This window comes from Neisseria sp. KEM232 (assembly GCF_002237445.1).
Taxonomy (GTDB): domain Bacteria; phylum Pseudomonadota; class Gammaproteobacteria; order Burkholderiales; family Neisseriaceae; genus Neisseria.
Genome location: NZ_CP022527.1, coordinates 1,494,713 through 1,510,442 on the forward strand (window position 1 = coordinate 1,494,713; position 15,730 = coordinate 1,510,442).

Consider the following 15,730-nt stretch of genomic DNA (forward strand, 5'->3'; position numbering starts at 1 on the left):
TTCAGACGGCCTTTTGCCGTTGCGGACGGCGGCGCGGTTACGGGTTGATGATTCTGGCCACCAGCGCCTTGTCCTGCCCCTGCATTCCCGGAATCTGCACCTGGATGCCGTTACCCGGGGCGACGTCGGCCGCTTCGCCGCCGCGTTTCATCGCCTGCAAGATAATGGTTTGGTTGCCGGCGGGGTGGATGATTTCCAGCGTATCGCCGACGGCAAAGCGGTTTTTCACGTCTATCGTGGCCCAGCCGTCGGCGTCGATGGCGCTGACCTGGCCGACATACTGGCTTTGTTTCGACAGCGAATGGCCTTCGAGATAGTTTTGGTATTCCTGCGTTTGGTGGCGTTCGAGAAAGCCGGTGGTGTAGCCGCGGTTGGCCAGACCTTCGAGTTCGGCCAAGAGGCCGTAGTCGAAGGGGCGGCCGGCGACGGCGTCGTCGATGGCTTTGCGGTAGGCTTGGGCGACGCGGGCGACGTAGTAAACCGATTTGGTGCGTCCTTCCACTTTCAGGCTGTCCACGCCGATTTTCGCCAGCTCGGCCACCTGCTCGACGGCGCGCAGGTCTTTGGAATTCATAATATAGGTGCCGTGTTCGTCTTCCATAATCGGCATGTATTCGCCCGGGCGGTTGGACTCTTCGAGCAGGAAGATTTTGTCGGCTTTGGGGTGGCGTTTCTGGCCGTTGATGCCTTCAAAGGCCTGGTTGGCTTCTTCCTGCGCTTTGTTGAAGTCAAAGCCTTCGAGTAGTTTGGCGTCGCCCATGTCGTCGATTTGCGCGTCGTGGACTTTGTAGTCCCAGCGGCAGGAGTTGGTGCAGGTGCCTTGGTTGGGGTCGCGGTGGTTGAAGTAGCCCGAGAGCAGGCAGCGGCCGGAATAGGCGATGCACAGGGCGCCGTGCACGAAGACTTCCAGTTCGATGTCCGGGCATTGTTGGCGGATTTCGGCGATTTCTTCCATCGACAATTCGCGCGACAGAATAATGCGTTCGACGCCGATGTTCTGCCAGAATTTCACGCCCCAGTAGTTGGTGGTGTTGGCCTGCACGGAAAGATGGATCGGCATCTCCGGCCAGCGCTCGCGGGTAACCATAATCAGGCCGGGGTCGGCCATAATCAGGGCGTCGGGCTTCATGGCGACTAGGGGTTCCATGTCGGCGACAAAGGTTTTGAGCTTGGAGTTGTGCGGCAGGGTGTTGCAGGTGAGGAAGAATTTTTTGCCGCGACGGTGCGCTTCGGCGATGCCGTCTGAAAGCACGTCGAGCTTGGCAAATTCGTTGTTGCGCGCGCGCAGGGAGTAGCGCGGGCTGCCGGCGTAAACGGCGTCGGCGCCGTAGTCGAAGGCGGTGCGCATGCGCTCGGGGCCGCCGGCGGGCAGCAGGAGTTCGGGAGATTTCATGGTGTTTGTGCTGTGTTTGGCAAAGGGTTTGGAATGGTAAAACGGCTTTCAGGCTGCCTTGGTTATCGAAGGCAGCCTGAAAGGTTTGAAAACGTCTGAAAACAAGGATTTCAAGCGGGGCGGATTATCCGCGCTTTCGCCGGCGGCGGCAAGGTTCAGACGGCCTTTGAGGCCGTCTGAAACAGGGTTGTTTAAAAGGAAGGCGGGCTTTCAGACGGCCTCACCACCACCAGGGCCCCCACGGGCGCGGGCCGTACCACCAGTCGTCGTAGTAGCTGTAGCGGCGCAGGTCTGCCAGGCGCTGCTCGGCGGTGTAGGTCTGCCAGGCCATGCGGTAGCAGGCTTGGAACATTTTGTCTTCCACTTTGTCGATGTAGGCGAGGCGGAAGGCCTGTTTTTCTTTGGCGTTTGCACCGGTTTGCCCGTCGAACTGGCGGCGCATCAGGGCGGCGGTGCCGGGGTCGCACTGGGCGGCGAGGGCGACTTGCAGGTTTTGCCGGGCGCGGATTTGCGCGGCTTCGCGCTCGGCGCGCTGCTCGGGGGTGAGGGCGCAGGCGGCGAGGAGGACGAGTGCGGCGGCGGGGAGGATGGGTTTCATGCGGCTGCTCCTTTGCGGTTGGGTGGAAAAACGGCGGGCGGTTTGTGTTTTTGCTTTTAACTTCGTTGAAGCTGCGCTTTCAGACGGCCTGTTTCTGTGTGTCCATTATCGCGCTTTGCGCCTTGGCGGCAAAGGGTGTTTACGGTTTTTGTGACACGATGTGCTCGACAGCGGCTTGGGCGCAGTAGAGGCCGAAGGCGGCGGTCACCAGCATGCTGGCGCCGTAGCCCGCGCAGGAGAGTCCCTGCGGCGCGGTGTCGCAGGCGGCTGCGGTTTGCGGCGGAGTGGTGTTTTCGAGGGAATAGACGCAGGGGACGCGCATTTTCTGTTTGGGGTCGCGCGAAAAGCCGTAGCGGCGGCGCAGGGTGTAGCGCAGGTTGGCTAAGAGCGGGTCGTGGGTGACGGCGGAGAGGTCGGCAGTGCGGATGTGGGCGGGGTTGCGTTGTCCGCCCGCGCCGCCGCTCAATACGAAGGGCTGGCCGCTGTGCACGAAATGGGCGGCCATGGCGGCTTTGACGCGCACTTGGTCGATGGCGTCGATCACGAAGCCGAAAGGCCGTCTGAAAATCTCGTGCAGGTTTTCTTCGGTGACGAAGTCTTCGATTTCGCTGACGCGGCAGGCGGGGTTGATTTGGCCGATGCGTTCGGCCAGGGCGGTGGTTTTGGCTTTGCCGAAGTTGTCGGTAAGGGCGTGGAGCTGGCGGTTGACGTTGGACTCGGCGACGTTGTCCAAATCGATCAGGGTGAGCGCACCGACGCCGGAGCGGGCGAGGGCTTCCGCCGCCCACGAGCCGACGCCGCCGAGGCCGACGACGCAGACGTGCGCCTGCGTCAGGCGTTGCAGGGCGGGTTGGCCGTAGAGGCGGGCGATGCCGCCGAAGCGGCGGGAGGGTGGGGAATCGGTCATTGCGTGAGGTCAAATCAAAACGGAAAAAATGCGCATCTTGCGCGCGGGCTGGATTATACTGCGCGTCCTGCGGCCTGTCCGCAGGACAAAGTCCTATATCAACGTCAAGGAGAGTTTTTATGTATAAGCATCTGGTGGTAGCGGTAGACGGCAGCGAAACTTCTGCCAACGCCTTGAAACACGCATGCAGCGTGGCGGCTGCGGGCAAGGCCCGTCTGACTTTGGTACACGTTGCCAATCCCGCCGAATACATGGCGCTCGCGCCGGAGTTTTTGCAGCAGGACAGCTATGAGGAGGCTGCCATTGCCAACGGCAACGAGGTGCTTTCGGCCGCTTTGGAAATCACCAACGGCGCGGAAGCGGGCATTGCGGGCGTGAGCACGCACCTGCTTTTGGCGAACAAGGGCGCGCGCGAGATGGCGCAGGAGCTGGTGGATTATGCCGACCAGCAGGGCGCCGACCTTTTGGTTTTGGGTACGCACGGCCGCACGGGTCTGATGCACCTGTTGATGGGCAGCTTCGCGGAAACCGTGATGCGCCAGAGCCATCTGCCGCTTTTGATTATCCGCAGCGAGCCGACCGACGAGGAATAAGGCGCGGCGCCTGTCTGCCGTATCAAAGTTAAAGAGGCCGTCTGAAAACCGCCGCCGCGTGCGGAGGGTTTTCAGACGGCCTTTGTACGCCTAAGGATGTGCAGGCCATCCGTTTCAAAAGCCAGATGCCGACATATAGTGAAACAAAATAGGAAAGATACAAGGCAGCAAGCCGCAGACAGTACAAGTAGTACGGCAAGGCGCAGCAACGCCGTAGATTTTCGTGTTGGTTCACTATACTCTGAGGCCGTCTGAAAGGCGCGGCTGTCGTTTTCAGACGGCCTCTTTGCCGAAATCGGGTAGAATCCGCCCTTTTTTCCGTTTGCGAGTGTTGTATGTCAGATATTTTGAAAGCCGCGCTGTTCGGCATTGTGGAGGGCATTACCGAGTGGCTGCCCGTCAGTTCCACCGGCCATATGATTCTGCTGGACGAGTTTGTGCGGCTCGATGTGTCGCCCGAATTTTGGAAAATGTTCCTCGTCGTGATCCAGCTCGGCGCGATTGCGGCGGTGGCCGTTTTGTATTTCGACAAGCTGTGGCCGTTTGCGCGCGGCCTGCGCCTGAAACGCGAAGCCGTGCCGCTGTGGAGCAAAATCCTCCTCGCCTGCGTGCCCGCCGCCGTGGTCGGCCTGTCGCTGAACGACTGGATAGACAGCCATTTTTACAATCCGTGGACGGTGGCGGTGATGCTGATTGTGTTCGGCATCGCCTTTATCGTTGTCGAAAACCGCAACAAACACCACAAGCCGAAAACAAGCGATCTGGCGGGTATTTCCTACGCGCAGGCTTTGTGGGTGGGGTTGTTTCAAGTCATTGCCGCCGTGCTGCCCGGTACCAGCCGTTCGGGGGCGACAATTTTGGGCGGCATTGCCGTCGGCCTCAGCCGCGAAGTGGCGGCGGAATTTACCTTTTTTCTCGCCGTGCCCGTGATGTTCGGCGCGAGCCTGCTGAAAATCGCCAAACACGGCCTGTCGTTTACCGCGCACGAAGCGGGGATTTTGGCCTGCGGCATGATTGTCAGCTTCGTCGTCAGCATTCTCGCCATCAAATTCCTGATGGTCTATATCAAGCGGCACGATTTCAAAATCTTCGGCTGGTACAGAATCGTGCTCGGCGCGCTGGTGCTGCTGTATTTCGCCGCTTTGAAATAAGGCCGTCTGAAAAAGGCTTGAGGCCGTCTGAATGGTTTTCAGACGGCCTCTTTATGTTTGGCGGACTTAGGGTCTGTTTACAATTGGTATTGCGGCGGCTTTAACGCCATAAAACGGCATCTGCCGCGTTGAAAATACCCGCCTATGGGCAGCATAGGCTCGCATTTTCGCCTTGCATCTGCCGCTTTCTGACGCAAAATCCGCTACGCAAACCAATTGCAAACAGCCCCTAATCCTGCGCTTGAAAATCCGCCAGCGCCGCCTGCACCGCCGCCGCGTCTTTAAGCGTGCGCAAAACGGCAAACAGCCGCTCCGCCTGCGGCTCGGCCTGTTTCATCATGCCCAGCCACTGTTTCAGGCGGGCGACGGCGTATTTTTCGCTGCCGCCTGCCGCATCCAGACACAGGCCGACAAACAGCCGTATCCAGTTTAGCGTTTCGGCAAAGGGCATTTCCGCCGCCGCTTGGCCGTTTTCGTAAGCCTTAATCTGCCGCGCCAGCCCGGGGCGGATCACTGCGCCGCGCCCGATCATGATGCCGGTGCAGCCGCTTTCGCGTTTGATGTCGAGATAGTCTTGCAGCGTGAACACGTCGCCGTTGGCCGTGACGGGAATGTCCACCGCCGAGGCGATTTTCTTTACCCAGCCCCAATGCGCGGGCGGCTCGTAGCCTTCGACCTTGGTGCGGGCGTGGACGGTGAGGGCGCAGGCGCCGCCTTCTGCGATGGCCTGCGCGTTTTCCAGCGCCAGCGATTTGTCGTCGAAACCGAGGCGCATTTTGCCGGTGAGCGGGATGTGCGCGGGCAGGGCGCGGCGCAGGGTTTTGACGATGTGGTGCACGCGCTCGGGTTCTTTGAGCAGCACCGCGCCGCCCTGGTGTTTGTTGACCGTGGGCGCGGGGCAGCCGAAGTTGAGGTCGATTTTTTCCGCGCCGAAGCGCACGGCTTCCAGCGCGTTGGCCGCCATGTTGTCCGCGTCGCTGCCCAAAAGCTGGACGGTGCAGGGCACGCCCGAGGGGGTGCGGTTGCCGTGCGCCATTTCGGGCGCGTGTTTGAGCCAGGTGGCGCGGGAGTGGACGGTGTGCGTGATGCGGACGAACTCGCTGACGCATTCGTCGAAGCCGCCGATGCGGGTGAGCAGGTCGCGCATCGGCGCGTCGGCCAGCCCCTGCATGGGGGCGAGTATCAGGTAGCACGGATTGTCGGTCATGGCATTGGGCGGGAGTCGGAAAAAGGGGCGGATTATAGCCCGATTGGCGCACGGCCGCGCCGCAGGTTTGCCGCGCAGACCATGAAGCGGGTTGAGGCCGTTCCCGCCAGTGCGGAAATGATGTTTCCGAAAGTGGGAAACGGCGGCACCTGCCGCACCGCGCGGTATTTTCAGACGGCCTCAATCTGTTTTGTCTGCGGCACGGAGGTTTGGAACAGAGAGGGCTATGAGGCCGTCTGAAAACGGAAAATGGCGGTAGGCGCTGCGATACGCGGCATTTTTCAGACGGCCTCTGTCCGTCGGCGGAGCGGCGGGGACGTTCCCGTCTTTGTGATAGTGTCGTTTCTGAAAGCGGAGTTTCGACGAAGTGAAAAAGAGGCCGTCTGAAAGCGCTTGGCGGTTTCAGACGGCCTTTCGTGTTGCACTCTAGCGTGTGCGTTTGTAGAAAGCCATGTTCTGCTCGGCGGCGTCTTGCGCCAGCTCGCGGTTTTGGCGGTAGAGGTCTTTGTATTTTTCCTGGAGCTGTTCGTCGCTGAGGCCGTTGTCCTGTTCTTTGATTTGGATTTCGAAGAGTTCGATGTCGGTTTTGAATTTTTTAATCCATAGGTCGCGCAGGGCGGAGGTTTCTTTGTCCTGCACTTTCAGATCTTGCAGCTTGGCAACGGCGTCTTGGTAGACTTGGATGTTGCTGCGGTAGATTTCGACGGTGAGGCGGTTGCGACGGGCTTTGTCGGCGGTTTTGCGGATTTCTTCGACTTTGCGGCGCATGTCGTCGGAATCGAGATACAGCGAGCTTTGTGTGCCGATTTCTTCTATGGTTTTGAGCAGCAGCAGTGCGTCGGCTTTGAAGGCTGGGTCTTCCTGTTTGCCCGCGGATGCTGCGGACGGTGCGGAGGCGCCGTGCGGCGTGGCTTCTGTGGGGGCGGGCGACGAGGCCGGCGCAGCGGGAGCGGCGGGCGTGTCGGCCGGTTGCGGCTGGCAGGCGGCCAGGGCGATGGCGGAGAGTAAAGCGCTGAGGGGCAGGGCGGGTTTCATTTTTTGTTTTTTCTCTTTCTGTCGTTAGGTTGCGGGGGAAGGGAAATCCGGCATTGCGCCTTGACGAAGCCTGAGGCCGTCTGAAAAACGCGCTATGCCGGGGCTGGGGTTTCAGACGGCCTATTCTTCATTGCCGTCTTCGACGCGCACGCTGTGGTCGATCAGGCCGGAGCGGACGAAGGCGGCGGCGCCGGAGGATTTGCTGTCGGAGAGGCGTTGCAGATAGGCTTCGTCGATGTCGCCGGTGAGGTAGCGGCCGCTGAAACAGGAATCGTCGAAGCCTTCGATGGCGGGATTCATGCCGAGGATAACGTTTTCGAGGTCGGCAAGATTTTGGAAGACGCAGCCGTCGGCGCCGATTTCTGCGGCGATTTGGGCGGCGCTGCGGCCGTTGGCGATGAGTTCTTCGCGGGTGGGCATGTCGATGCCGTAGACGTTGGGGTAGCGCACTTCGGGGGCGGCGGAGGCGAAATAGACTTTTTTCGCGCCGGCGGCTTTGGCCATTTCGACGATTTCGCGGCTGGTGGTGCCGCGTACGATGGAGTCGTCGACAAGGAGGATGTTTTTGCCTTTGAATTCGCTGTCCATCGGGTTGAGTTTCTGGCGCACGGATTTTTTGCGCGTGGCCTGGCCGGGCATGATGAAGGTGCGGCCGATGTAGCGGTTTTTGATGAAGCCTTCGCGGTAGGGTTTGCCCAGGTGGGCGGCCAGCTCCATCGCGCTGGGGCGGCTGGTGTCGGGGATGGGCATGACGACGTCGATGTCGGCCGGGTCGATTTCGCTTTTCACTTTTTCGGCAAGGGCGACTCCCATGTTGACGCGCGCCTGGTAGACGGACACGCCGTCGATAACGGAATCTGGACGGGCGAAGTAGACGTATTCGAACAGGCAGGGGGCGAGCTTGGGTGCGCCGGCGCATTGGCGGCTGTAGAGCCTGCCGTCGTTGCTGATGAAGACGGCTTCGCCGGGGGCGATGTCGCGCACAAGTTCGTAGGCGAGGCTGTTGAACACGACGGATTCGGAGGCCACCGCCCAGTCGGTCTGCCCTTTTTCATTGATATTTCTGCCCAGGGCGAGCGGGCGGATGCCGAAGGGGTCGCGGAAGGCGAGCAGGCCGTAGCCGGCAATCAGGGCGACGACGCCATAGGCGCCGCGCACGAGTTTGTGCAGGCTGGATACGGCGTTGAAGATGTGGTCGGTGCTGAGGATGTGGCCGTCTGAAGCGGTGACTTCGCGGCGCAGTTCGTGTGCCAATACGTTAAGCAGCACTTCGGAGTCGGAGCCGGTATTGACGTGGCGCAGGTGTTTGTCGCACACGCTTTGGTAAAGCTCGTCGGTGTTGGTGAGGTTGCCGTTGTGCGCCAGCACGATGCCGAAGGGGGAGCTGACGTAAAACGGCTGCGCTTCGGCCGTGCTGCCCGCATTGCCTGCCGTGGGATAGCGGACGTGGCCGATGCCGGTGTTGCCGGTCAGCTCGCGCATGTTGCGGGTGCGGAACACTTCGCGCACCATGCCTTTGCCTTTGTGCATGTGGAAGGTCTGGCCTTCCAGCGTGGAGATTCCCGCCGCATCCTGCCCCCTGTGTTGGAGCATTTGCAGGCCGTCATACAATAATTGGTTTACCGGTTCGTGGGCCACCAGGCCGAAAACACCGCACATCGCTTCGTCTCCAAAAAGTTAGTATTTGATTTTGCCCGCCAGATAATCGGGCAGATAGGGCACGGCCAATTCGGCCGCGCTCTCGAAAAAGGGGGCGCTTTGCGCGCTGCGCCAATCCTCGCTCTGCGGCAGGTCGGTGAAGGCGCACACCAGTACCGCTAGGATCACCAGCACGCCGCCGCGCAGTGTGCCGTAGAACGTGCCGAGCAGGCGGTTGATGCCGCCCAGTCCCACCGTCTTTGCGCCGCCGGTCAGCAGCGGGCGCAGCAGCGACATCGCCAGCATCACGGCAATAAAGGCGGCGACAAAGCCGGCGGCCGTAGCCAGAACGGGCGGCTGTATCACCGACAAAACCGACGCGCCCAGCGGGGCGGCGGCGATTTTGGCAACGGCCAGCGCCAGCAGCCAGGTGATAAGCGACAAAAGTTCGCTGATGATGCCGCGCACGGTGGCGGACACCGCCGACAGGGCGATGACGGACAGGGCGAAAATATCGAATAGGGACATAGGGATAAATCGGAAAAACGGGGAAGAGGCCGTCTGAAAAGGCGCTTGGCTCTTTCAGACGGCCTCTCGGTCATTTGCCCAGCACCACCGCGCCGTCCAAACCCTGCATTCTGATGCGGGCCAGTGCTTTTTGCGCGGCTTCCTGATTGGGGAATGAGCCTGTACGGACGCGGTAGACTTTGCCGTTTGCGGTGTCCGCTTCGCTGATGGAGGCGCTGTATCCGGCGTCGGCCAGGCGCTGCTGGATTTTTTTCGCCTGCTCCTGCGAGCGGTAGGCGCCTGTTTGAATCATGGCGCGGCGGCCTTTTTGGTTTTCCAAAACTGCCTGCGGATCGGACTTGGCGGACTTGCCTTTGTTGTCGAGAGCCTGCTGCGCCCGGTTGTCGGCCTTTTTCGCCTCGGCCTGTTTTTTCTTCTGCTCGGCAATGCGTTTTTCTTCGGCTGCTTTTTTCGCTTCGGCCTGCTGCTTCTCGACTTCCTGACGTTTTTTCTGCTCGGCCAGGCGTTTTTCCTCAGCCTGTTTTTTGGCGTCCTGCTGCTTTTTCTGTTCGGCCAAACGTTTTTCTTCGGCGGCCTTTTTCGCTTCGGCCTGTTTTTTCAACTCGGCCTGACGTTTGGCTTCGGCCTGCTGTTTTTCGGCTTCCTGCCGTTTTTTCTGTTCGGCCAGGCGTTTTTCCTCAGCCGCCTTTTTCGCTTCGGCCTGTTTTTTCAACTCGGCCTGACGCTTGGCTTCGGCCTGCTGTTTTTCGGCTTCCTGCCGTTTTTTCTGTTCGGCCAGGCGTTTTTCCTCAGCCGCCTTTTTCGCTTCGGCTTGTTTTTTCAACTCGGCCTGACGCTTGGCTTCGGCCTGCTGTTTTTCGGCTTCCTGACGCTTTTTCTGCTCGGCAAGACGTTTCTCCTCAGTCTGTTTTTTGGCTTCCAGTTGCTTTTTCTGATCGGCCAGGCGTCTTTCTTCGGCCTGTTTTTGTTCTTCCCGGCGTTTTTTCAGTTCCGCCAAACGTTTTTCCTCGGCGGCCTGTTTGGCTTCTTCGCGTTTTTGCGTTTCGGCAAGGCGTTTTTCTTCGGCGGCTTTGCGTGCTTCGGCACGTTTTTTCAATTCCGCTTCTTTGCGCGCTTGGGCAAGCTCTTCCTGTTTCAGGCGGGCCTCGCGATCGGCGGCGCGTTTTTCTTCGGCGCGGCGTTTGCGCTCTTCTTTGCTGCGTTCTTCAGCCAGTTTTTGTTCCCGAACGGCTTTTTCTTCGGCGGCAATGCGCTCGGCTTCGGCGCGGCGTTCCGCTTCTTCGCGCTGTTTTTCCTGTGCCAGCCGTTTGGCTTCGGCGGCTTTCTCGGCTTCTTTGCGTTTGGCTTTTTCCGCTGCCTGTTTGTTGGTGTTGTTGATGGTAACGACGGGTTCGCTGCCGCGGTCGTAGCGGGCGGGTTCGGCTTTTTTGACGACGGTGCGCACCGAGCCGTCGGCATCGGTCTGTTCGACGGTTTCCTGCCCTTCTTTCAATTCGTATACGGGTTTGGCTTCTGCCGGTTTGGCTTCGGGGACGGGATCGGACGGCATCTCGAAAGTGTCGTTGGCCGAATCGTCCTGTTCGGCAGGTTCTTCGGGCTGGTCGGGCGGCAGCGTCAGGGGTTCGGGTTGGGGAGCGGCGGCAACGGTTGCGGGTTCGGCGGGAGCGTCTTCGCTGCCGCTGCCGACTGCCGCACCGAATACGATGCCTGCGACGACAACCATGGCCGATGCGCCGACCAGGCGGCGGCGGTTTTTGCGTTTGAGTTGCTCGTATTCGTTCATGCTGTCCAGTCGTTTGTCTGCCATTTTGCTTCCCGTTGTGTGTTATTCCGCTGCGTGGCGGCCTGTCGGTTTTTCGCTGAGGTTCATCACTTCGGCTACGGTGTGGAAGGAGCCGAAGGCGGCGATTCTATCATTTTCCGTACTGTCGGCAAACGCCGCGCGGTAGGCGTCGGCAACGCTGTCGAAGGTGCGGATTTCGGTGATGCCGTGCGCTTGAAGTTTGGCGGCAATGTCTTGGGCGCTCATGCCGCGCGGCAGGTGCAGGGGGGCGGCGTACCAGATGTCAAACTGGTCTTTGAGGATGTCGATGACGCCGTCTATGTCTTTGTCGGAGAGCATGGAAAATACGGCGGTGCGTTTTTGCGCGAAGGGCAGGCCGATCAGGCTTTGGCGCATGGCGCGGGCGGCGTGGGGATTGTGGCCGACGTCCCACACGGTGAGCGGGCGGCCGGGCAGCACTTGGAAGCGGCCGGGGTTTTCCGCCATCAATAGGCCGCGTTTGATGGCGCCGATGTCGATGGGCAGTTTGCCGTTGAGGCATTCGACGGCGGCGAGGGCGGCGGCAGCGTTGGCAAGCTGGTAGCCGCCGCGCAGGGCGGGCATGGGCAGGGCGTTGCGGTTGCGTTTGAGGCCGTCTGAAAACAGACTGCTGTTTTCGGGATGGAAGCGGAACGACCATTGCTGGTTTTCCAGTTTGACAAAGCCGAAGTCGCGCTTGGCGATAAGCAGGTCGGTGTTTGTTTGGCGTGCGTGTTCGATGAGGGACTGCGGCGGTGGGTTTTGGCTGATAACGGCGGGGCGGCCGTTGCGGAAGATGCCGGCTTTTTCGTAGCCGACCTGTTCGACGGTGTCGCCGAGAAAGGCCTGATGGTCGAGATCGATACTGGTAACGACGGCGACGTCGCCGTCAAAAACATTGACGGCGTCCAAGCGGCCGCCGAGGCCGACTTCGAGAATCATGATGTCGACCTGTTCGCGGATGAAGATGTCGATGGCGGCGAGGGTGTTGAATTCGAAATAGGTGAGGGAGATGTCGCCGCGTGCGGCTTCGATGCGCTCGAAGGATGCGGTGATGAGGCCGTCTGAAACGGGCTCGCCGTTGAGGGCGATGCGCTCGTTGTAGCGCAGCAGGTGGGGACTGGTGAGGGTGCCGGTTTTGAAACCGGCTTCTTTGTAAATGTGCGTGAGAAAGGCGCAGACCGAGCCTTTGCCGTTGGTGCCCGCCACGACGATGACGGGGCAGGCGGGGTTCAGCGCCATGCGCCGTTTCACTTCGCCGACGCGATCCAAGCCCATGTCTATCGGGCCGTTGCTGTGGGCGGTTTCCAAGTGGGCAAGCCATTCGGTGAGGGTTTTCATAATCTGCTTTCGTGTTTGATAAAAGGACGTCTGAAAAGCTTTGCTCAGGCGGCGGAAGTTTTTCAGACGGCCTTAGCCAGCTCTGCGCGCATGTCGTCGATAACGGCGCGGTAGTCGGGTTGGCCGAAAATGGCCGAACCGGCGACAAAGGTGTCTGCGCCTGCTGCGGCTATTTCGGCAATGTTGGCGGTTTTGACGCCGCCGTCCACTTCGATGGCGATGTGCCGCCCGCTGCGTTCGCGGTAGCGGTCGAGCAGGGCGCGGGTTTGACGGATTTTTTCCAGCGTGTGCGGGATAAAGCTCTGGCCGCCGAAGCCGGGGTTGACCGACATCAGCAGCACCATATCGAGGCGGTCGAGCACGTTTTCCAATACGGAAACGGAGGTAGCGGGGTTGAGTACCAGCCCGGCTTGGCAGCCGTGTTCGCGTATCAGGCTGAGGCTGCGGTCGACATGGCGGCTGGCTTCGGGGTGGAAGGTAATGATGCCGGCGCCCGCTTTGGCGAAGGCATGAATCAAATCGTCCACCGGTTCTACCATCAGGTGGATGTCTACCGGCACGGAGGCGTAAGGCTTGATGGCGGCGCAGACCATCGGGCCGAAGGTGAGGTTGGGCACGTAATGGTTGTCCATCACATCGAAATGGATCAGATCCGCTCCCGCTTCGATAACGCGGGAAACTTCTTCGCCCAAGCGGGCAAAATCGGCCGACAAAATGCTGGGAGCGATACGGAATTTGTACATGGGTTCCTCTGTTTTCGGGCACAGCCCGTTTAAAATTTTCAGACGGCATAAAAAGCGGTGCGATTGCATTTTTGCAACATAAAATTCTGCCACTCGGCATTTTGCGGGCACAATTGCCATAGTATTCAGTCAATCACGGTTTGTTTTACGCAAGTTTACGGCTATTATACCGCGATTGACGGGCTGCTCCTTTATATTTCCACCCTGATTTTCCCCGCCTGTCAGACCAAGCCGAGAAAGAACAAAGTGCTTACCTATCTATCACGCCGAACGCTCTGTGCCGCTGCCGTTTCCGGTTTTCTGTGCGGCCTCCCTCCCGCCGCTTTCGCGCTGAACATCCAAGATTTCCACACCAACTGCGACATCCGCCAACTCAATCTGTCCCGCGAACAATACGACGAGCTGCGTACCCTGCGCGGCGAATACAAGCAGGCGGCGGAACGCCTGGTTCAGGACAACCGCCGTTCCGAACGCAGCCGGCGCGACAGCCTGCTGAGGATTCTGTCCGCGCCGCAGTTCGACGAGCGTCAGGCGCACCGCTATGTTGTCGAACGTTACGAAGCCGGCTTGCAGTTTGCCGTTGACGAGATGGCCGTCCAGCATAAGTTTTACCAGTTGCTTAATCCCGCCCAGCAAAGGCTGTGGATTCAGAAGTGCCTGCACTGAACGGTTCGCGCCGATGAGGTCATTCCCAATCCGAACAAAAAGCCCGATTGTTATCGGGCTTTTCTGTATCTTGCACCTATCGTCAATGATGGCCGCAGGGTGTGGATTTGCTTTGTTCGCGTAGGGCTTCGGCGGCCTGTTCGTCGGCGTGGTAGCTGGAGCGCACCATCGCGCCGCAGGCGGCGTTTTGGAAACCTTTGCCGTAGGCTTCGCGCTCGAACTGTTTGAACATGTCGGGCGTAACGTAGCGCAAAACGGGCAGGTGGCCGTCTGAAGGCTGCAAATATTGGCCGATGGTAATCATTTCGACATTGTGTGCACGCATGTCGTCCATGATTTCGCGCACTTCGTCGTCGGTTTCGCCCAAGCCGACCATGATGCCCGATTTGGTGGGAACGCCGGGCTGCATTTCCTTGTAGCGGCGCAGCAGTTCGAGCGAGTGTTTGTAGTCCGCGCCCGGACGCGCCATTTTGTAGAGGCGCGGATGGGTTTCGAGGTTGTGGTTCATCACGTCGGGCGGGGTTTCGGCTAGGATTTTGAGGGCGATGTCGAGACGACCGCGGAAGTCGGGTACGAGAATCTCGATTTTGGTGTGCGGGCTGGTCTGGCGGATGGCGGTGATGCAGTCGGCAAAGTGTTGGGCACCGCCGTCGCGCAAGTCGTCGCGGTCGACGGAAGTAATGACGACGTAGCGCAAATTCATCGCGCGTACGGAGTTGGCGAGGTTTTGCGGCTCTTCGGGATCGAGCGGGTTGGGGCGGCCGTGGCCGACGGCACAGAAGGGGCAGCGGCGGGTGCACATGTCGCCCATAATCATGAAGGTAGCTGTGCCCTTGCTGAAACATTCGCTGATGTTGGGGCAGGCGGCTTCTTCGCAGACAGTGTGCATTTTCTGTTCGCGCAGGATGTCTTTAATCTCAAAGAATTTTTTCGGATTGGGTAGCTTGGCGCGTATCCATTCGGGCTTTTTCAGCTTCTGCTCGGGCTGGACGACTTTGATGGGAATGCGGGCGGTTTTCGCCGCACCGGTATGTTTGACGCCTTGTCGGTTGTCGAGGGGATTGGTGGTTTCGGTACTCATGGTGTGTCTTTCGTTTTTTGGTTTTCAGACGGCCTCAGCCGCCAGATTTTTGTTCAGCAGTGCGGTCAGTTTGCCGGCCACGTCGGCAAGGGCGGGGCAGGGGCTGACGAGGTCGGCGATTTGCGTCATTTGCAGTCCGGCATAACCGCAGGGATTGATATGGGCGAACGGAGCCAAGTCCATGTTCACATTGAGGGCGAGGCCGTGGTAAACCGAGCCGTTTTTGATGCGCAGGCCGAGGGAGGCGATTTTTTTGCCGTCTACATAAACGCCGGGGCGCTGCGGATCGGCAGCCGATTCGATGCCGTAGTCGGCGAGGGTGGCGATGATGCTGTTTTCCAAAGCGGAGACGATGTTGCGGACGCCGGTTTTGCGCCGTTTGAAATCGATCATGGTGTAGACGACGAGCTGGCCGGGGCCGTGGTAGGTAATCTGGCCGCCGCGGTCGATTTGGACGACGGGGATGTCTGCGGCATCCAGCAGGTGTTCGGCCTTGCCCGCCAGCCCCTGCGTGAAAACGGGGTTGTGTTCGACAACCCATAATTCGTCTTCCGTATCGGCGCTGCGGTTGCTGTTGAAAGCTTTCATGGCTTCAAAAACGGGCAAATAGTCGCGGCGGCCGAGTTCTACGGTTTTCATCACAACACCACTTTCACCAGCGGGTGCGCGGTCAGGCTGCGGTAGATGTTGTCGAGGTGTTCTTGGTTTTGCGCCTGCACGGTAACGGTGGCGGAGAGGTAGTTGCCGCCGCTGCTGGGGCGGCTTGTGATGTGCGCTTCGCCGGTGTCGGGCGCGTGTTCCTGCACGGCTTTGAGGATTTCGGGCAGGAAGTCGGGGTGTTGCGCGCCCATGACTTTGATGGGGAAGGCGCAGGGGAAATCGATGAGGTTTTCTGTTTGCGGCGTCATGGTTTTATCCTGGTTTGTTTTCAGACGGCCTGTGCGGGGTGCGGAGGCCGTCTGAAAAACAGCGGGGCGTATTCTAACGCAATCGGGGTGCAAAGTCTGCCGCGAGATAAGTTTCAGACGGCCTCTTTTCAAGTCTTGAA

General features: G+C 59.8%; 16 protein-coding genes. 3 read left to right on the top strand and 13 right to left on the bottom strand.

Annotated elements, in window-relative coordinates:
* Positions 1–37: 37 nt before the first annotated feature.
* From yegQ to CGZ77_RS07420, 3 genes are all read right to left on the bottom strand, one after another.
* Positions 38–1,393 carry a tRNA 5-hydroxyuridine modification protein YegQ gene (gene yegQ, locus CGZ77_RS07410; protein WP_009426543.1) on the bottom strand — a complete coding sequence of 452 codons (1,356 nt, stop codon included), beginning with the start codon at positions 1,391–1,393 and terminating at the stop codon, positions 38–40.
* 220 nt (positions 1,394–1,613) lie between these two features.
* The gene (locus CGZ77_RS07415; protein WP_009426542.1) at positions 1,614–1,991 is read right to left on the bottom strand and encodes a hypothetical protein; all 378 of its coding nucleotides are present in this window, start codon (positions 1,989–1,991) and stop codon (positions 1,614–1,616) included.
* A 139-nt stretch (positions 1,992–2,130) separates the two neighbouring features.
* Entirely contained in the window at positions 2,131–2,898 is a 768-nt protein-coding gene (locus CGZ77_RS07420) for a ThiF family adenylyltransferase (RefSeq protein WP_094031077.1), read from the bottom strand.
* Positions 2,899–3,017: 119 nt separating this feature from the next.
* On the opposite strand from CGZ77_RS07420, the gene CGZ77_RS07425 reads away from it, so the two are divergent.
* Both CGZ77_RS07425 and CGZ77_RS07430 read left to right on the top strand, forming a co-directional pair.
* Positions 3,018–3,491, top strand: a complete 474-nt coding sequence (locus tag CGZ77_RS07425) for a universal stress protein (RefSeq protein WP_009426538.1) — start codon at positions 3,018–3,020, stop codon at positions 3,489–3,491.
* A gap of 335 nt (positions 3,492–3,826) precedes the next feature.
* Entirely contained in the window at positions 3,827–4,642 is an 816-nt protein-coding gene (locus tag CGZ77_RS07430) for an undecaprenyl-diphosphate phosphatase (RefSeq protein WP_094031078.1), read from the top strand.
* 229 nt (positions 4,643–4,871) lie between these two features.
* On the opposite strand, the gene CGZ77_RS07435 is transcribed toward CGZ77_RS07430, so the two are convergent.
* The 7 genes from CGZ77_RS07435 to rpe all read right to left on the bottom strand — a co-directional run bounded on the left by CGZ77_RS07435 (position 4,872) and on the right by rpe (position 12,935).
* Positions 4,872–5,849, bottom strand: coding sequence for a tRNA-dihydrouridine synthase (locus CGZ77_RS07435; RefSeq protein ID WP_036496293.1), 978 nt, complete (start codon positions 5,847–5,849; stop codon positions 4,872–4,874).
* 426 nt (positions 5,850–6,275) lie between these two features.
* The gene (locus CGZ77_RS07440; RefSeq protein WP_009426530.1) at positions 6,276–6,884 is read right to left on the bottom strand and encodes a hypothetical protein; all 609 of its coding nucleotides are present in this window, start codon (positions 6,882–6,884) and stop codon (positions 6,276–6,278) included.
* Positions 6,885–7,004: 120 nt separating this feature from the next.
* Positions 7,005–8,543 carry an amidophosphoribosyltransferase gene (purF, locus tag CGZ77_RS07445; protein WP_094031079.1) on the bottom strand — a complete coding sequence of 513 codons (1,539 nt, stop codon included), beginning with the start codon at positions 8,541–8,543 and terminating at the stop codon, positions 7,005–7,007.
* Positions 8,544–8,561: 18 nt separating this feature from the next.
* Positions 8,562–9,050 (bottom strand): CvpA family protein, encoded by a 489-nt coding sequence (locus CGZ77_RS07450; protein ID WP_009426528.1) that lies wholly within the window; start codon positions 9,048–9,050, stop codon positions 8,562–8,564.
* A gap of 70 nt (positions 9,051–9,120) precedes the next feature.
* A complete protein-coding gene (locus CGZ77_RS07455) occupies positions 9,121–10,857 on the bottom strand; it encodes an SPOR domain-containing protein (RefSeq protein ID WP_094031080.1) in 1,737 nt (578 codons plus the stop codon).
* Between the two features lie 18 nt (positions 10,858–10,875).
* On the bottom strand, positions 10,876–12,192 hold the full coding sequence (folC, locus tag CGZ77_RS07460; protein WP_009426673.1) for a bifunctional tetrahydrofolate synthase/dihydrofolate synthase: 1,317 nt from the start codon (positions 12,190–12,192) through the stop codon (positions 10,876–10,878).
* A 62-nt stretch (positions 12,193–12,254) separates the two neighbouring features.
* On the bottom strand, positions 12,255–12,935 hold the full coding sequence (gene rpe, locus CGZ77_RS07465) for a ribulose-phosphate 3-epimerase (protein WP_036496385.1): 681 nt from the start codon (positions 12,933–12,935) through the stop codon (positions 12,255–12,257).
* Positions 12,936–13,181: 246 nt separating this feature from the next.
* On the opposite strand from rpe, the gene CGZ77_RS07470 reads away from it, so the two are divergent.
* Positions 13,182–13,601 carry a Spy/CpxP family protein refolding chaperone gene (locus CGZ77_RS07470; protein ID WP_009426675.1) on the top strand — a complete coding sequence of 140 codons (420 nt, stop codon included), beginning with the start codon at positions 13,182–13,184 and terminating at the stop codon, positions 13,599–13,601.
* A gap of 82 nt (positions 13,602–13,683) precedes the next feature.
* Here the strand turns inward: CGZ77_RS07470 and lipA are convergent, their stop codons facing one another.
* Genes lipA through CGZ77_RS07485 form a run of 3 tightly spaced genes read right to left on the bottom strand, consistent with a single transcriptional unit; the run spans position 13,684 to position 15,590 of the window.
* Entirely contained in the window at positions 13,684–14,682 is a 999-nt protein-coding gene (gene lipA / locus CGZ77_RS07475; protein ID WP_009426676.1) for a lipoyl synthase, read from the bottom strand.
* Between the two features lie 24 nt (positions 14,683–14,706).
* Positions 14,707–15,321, bottom strand: coding sequence for a lipoyl(octanoyl) transferase LipB (gene lipB / locus CGZ77_RS07480; protein ID WP_009426677.1), 615 nt, complete (start codon positions 15,319–15,321; stop codon positions 14,707–14,709).
* Entirely contained in the window at positions 15,321–15,590 is a 270-nt protein-coding gene (locus CGZ77_RS07485) for a YbeD family protein (protein WP_036496371.1), read from the bottom strand. Before CGZ77_RS07485 ends, lipB begins: the two co-directional genes overlap by 1 nt.
* Between the last annotated feature and the right edge of the window lie 140 nt (positions 15,591–15,730).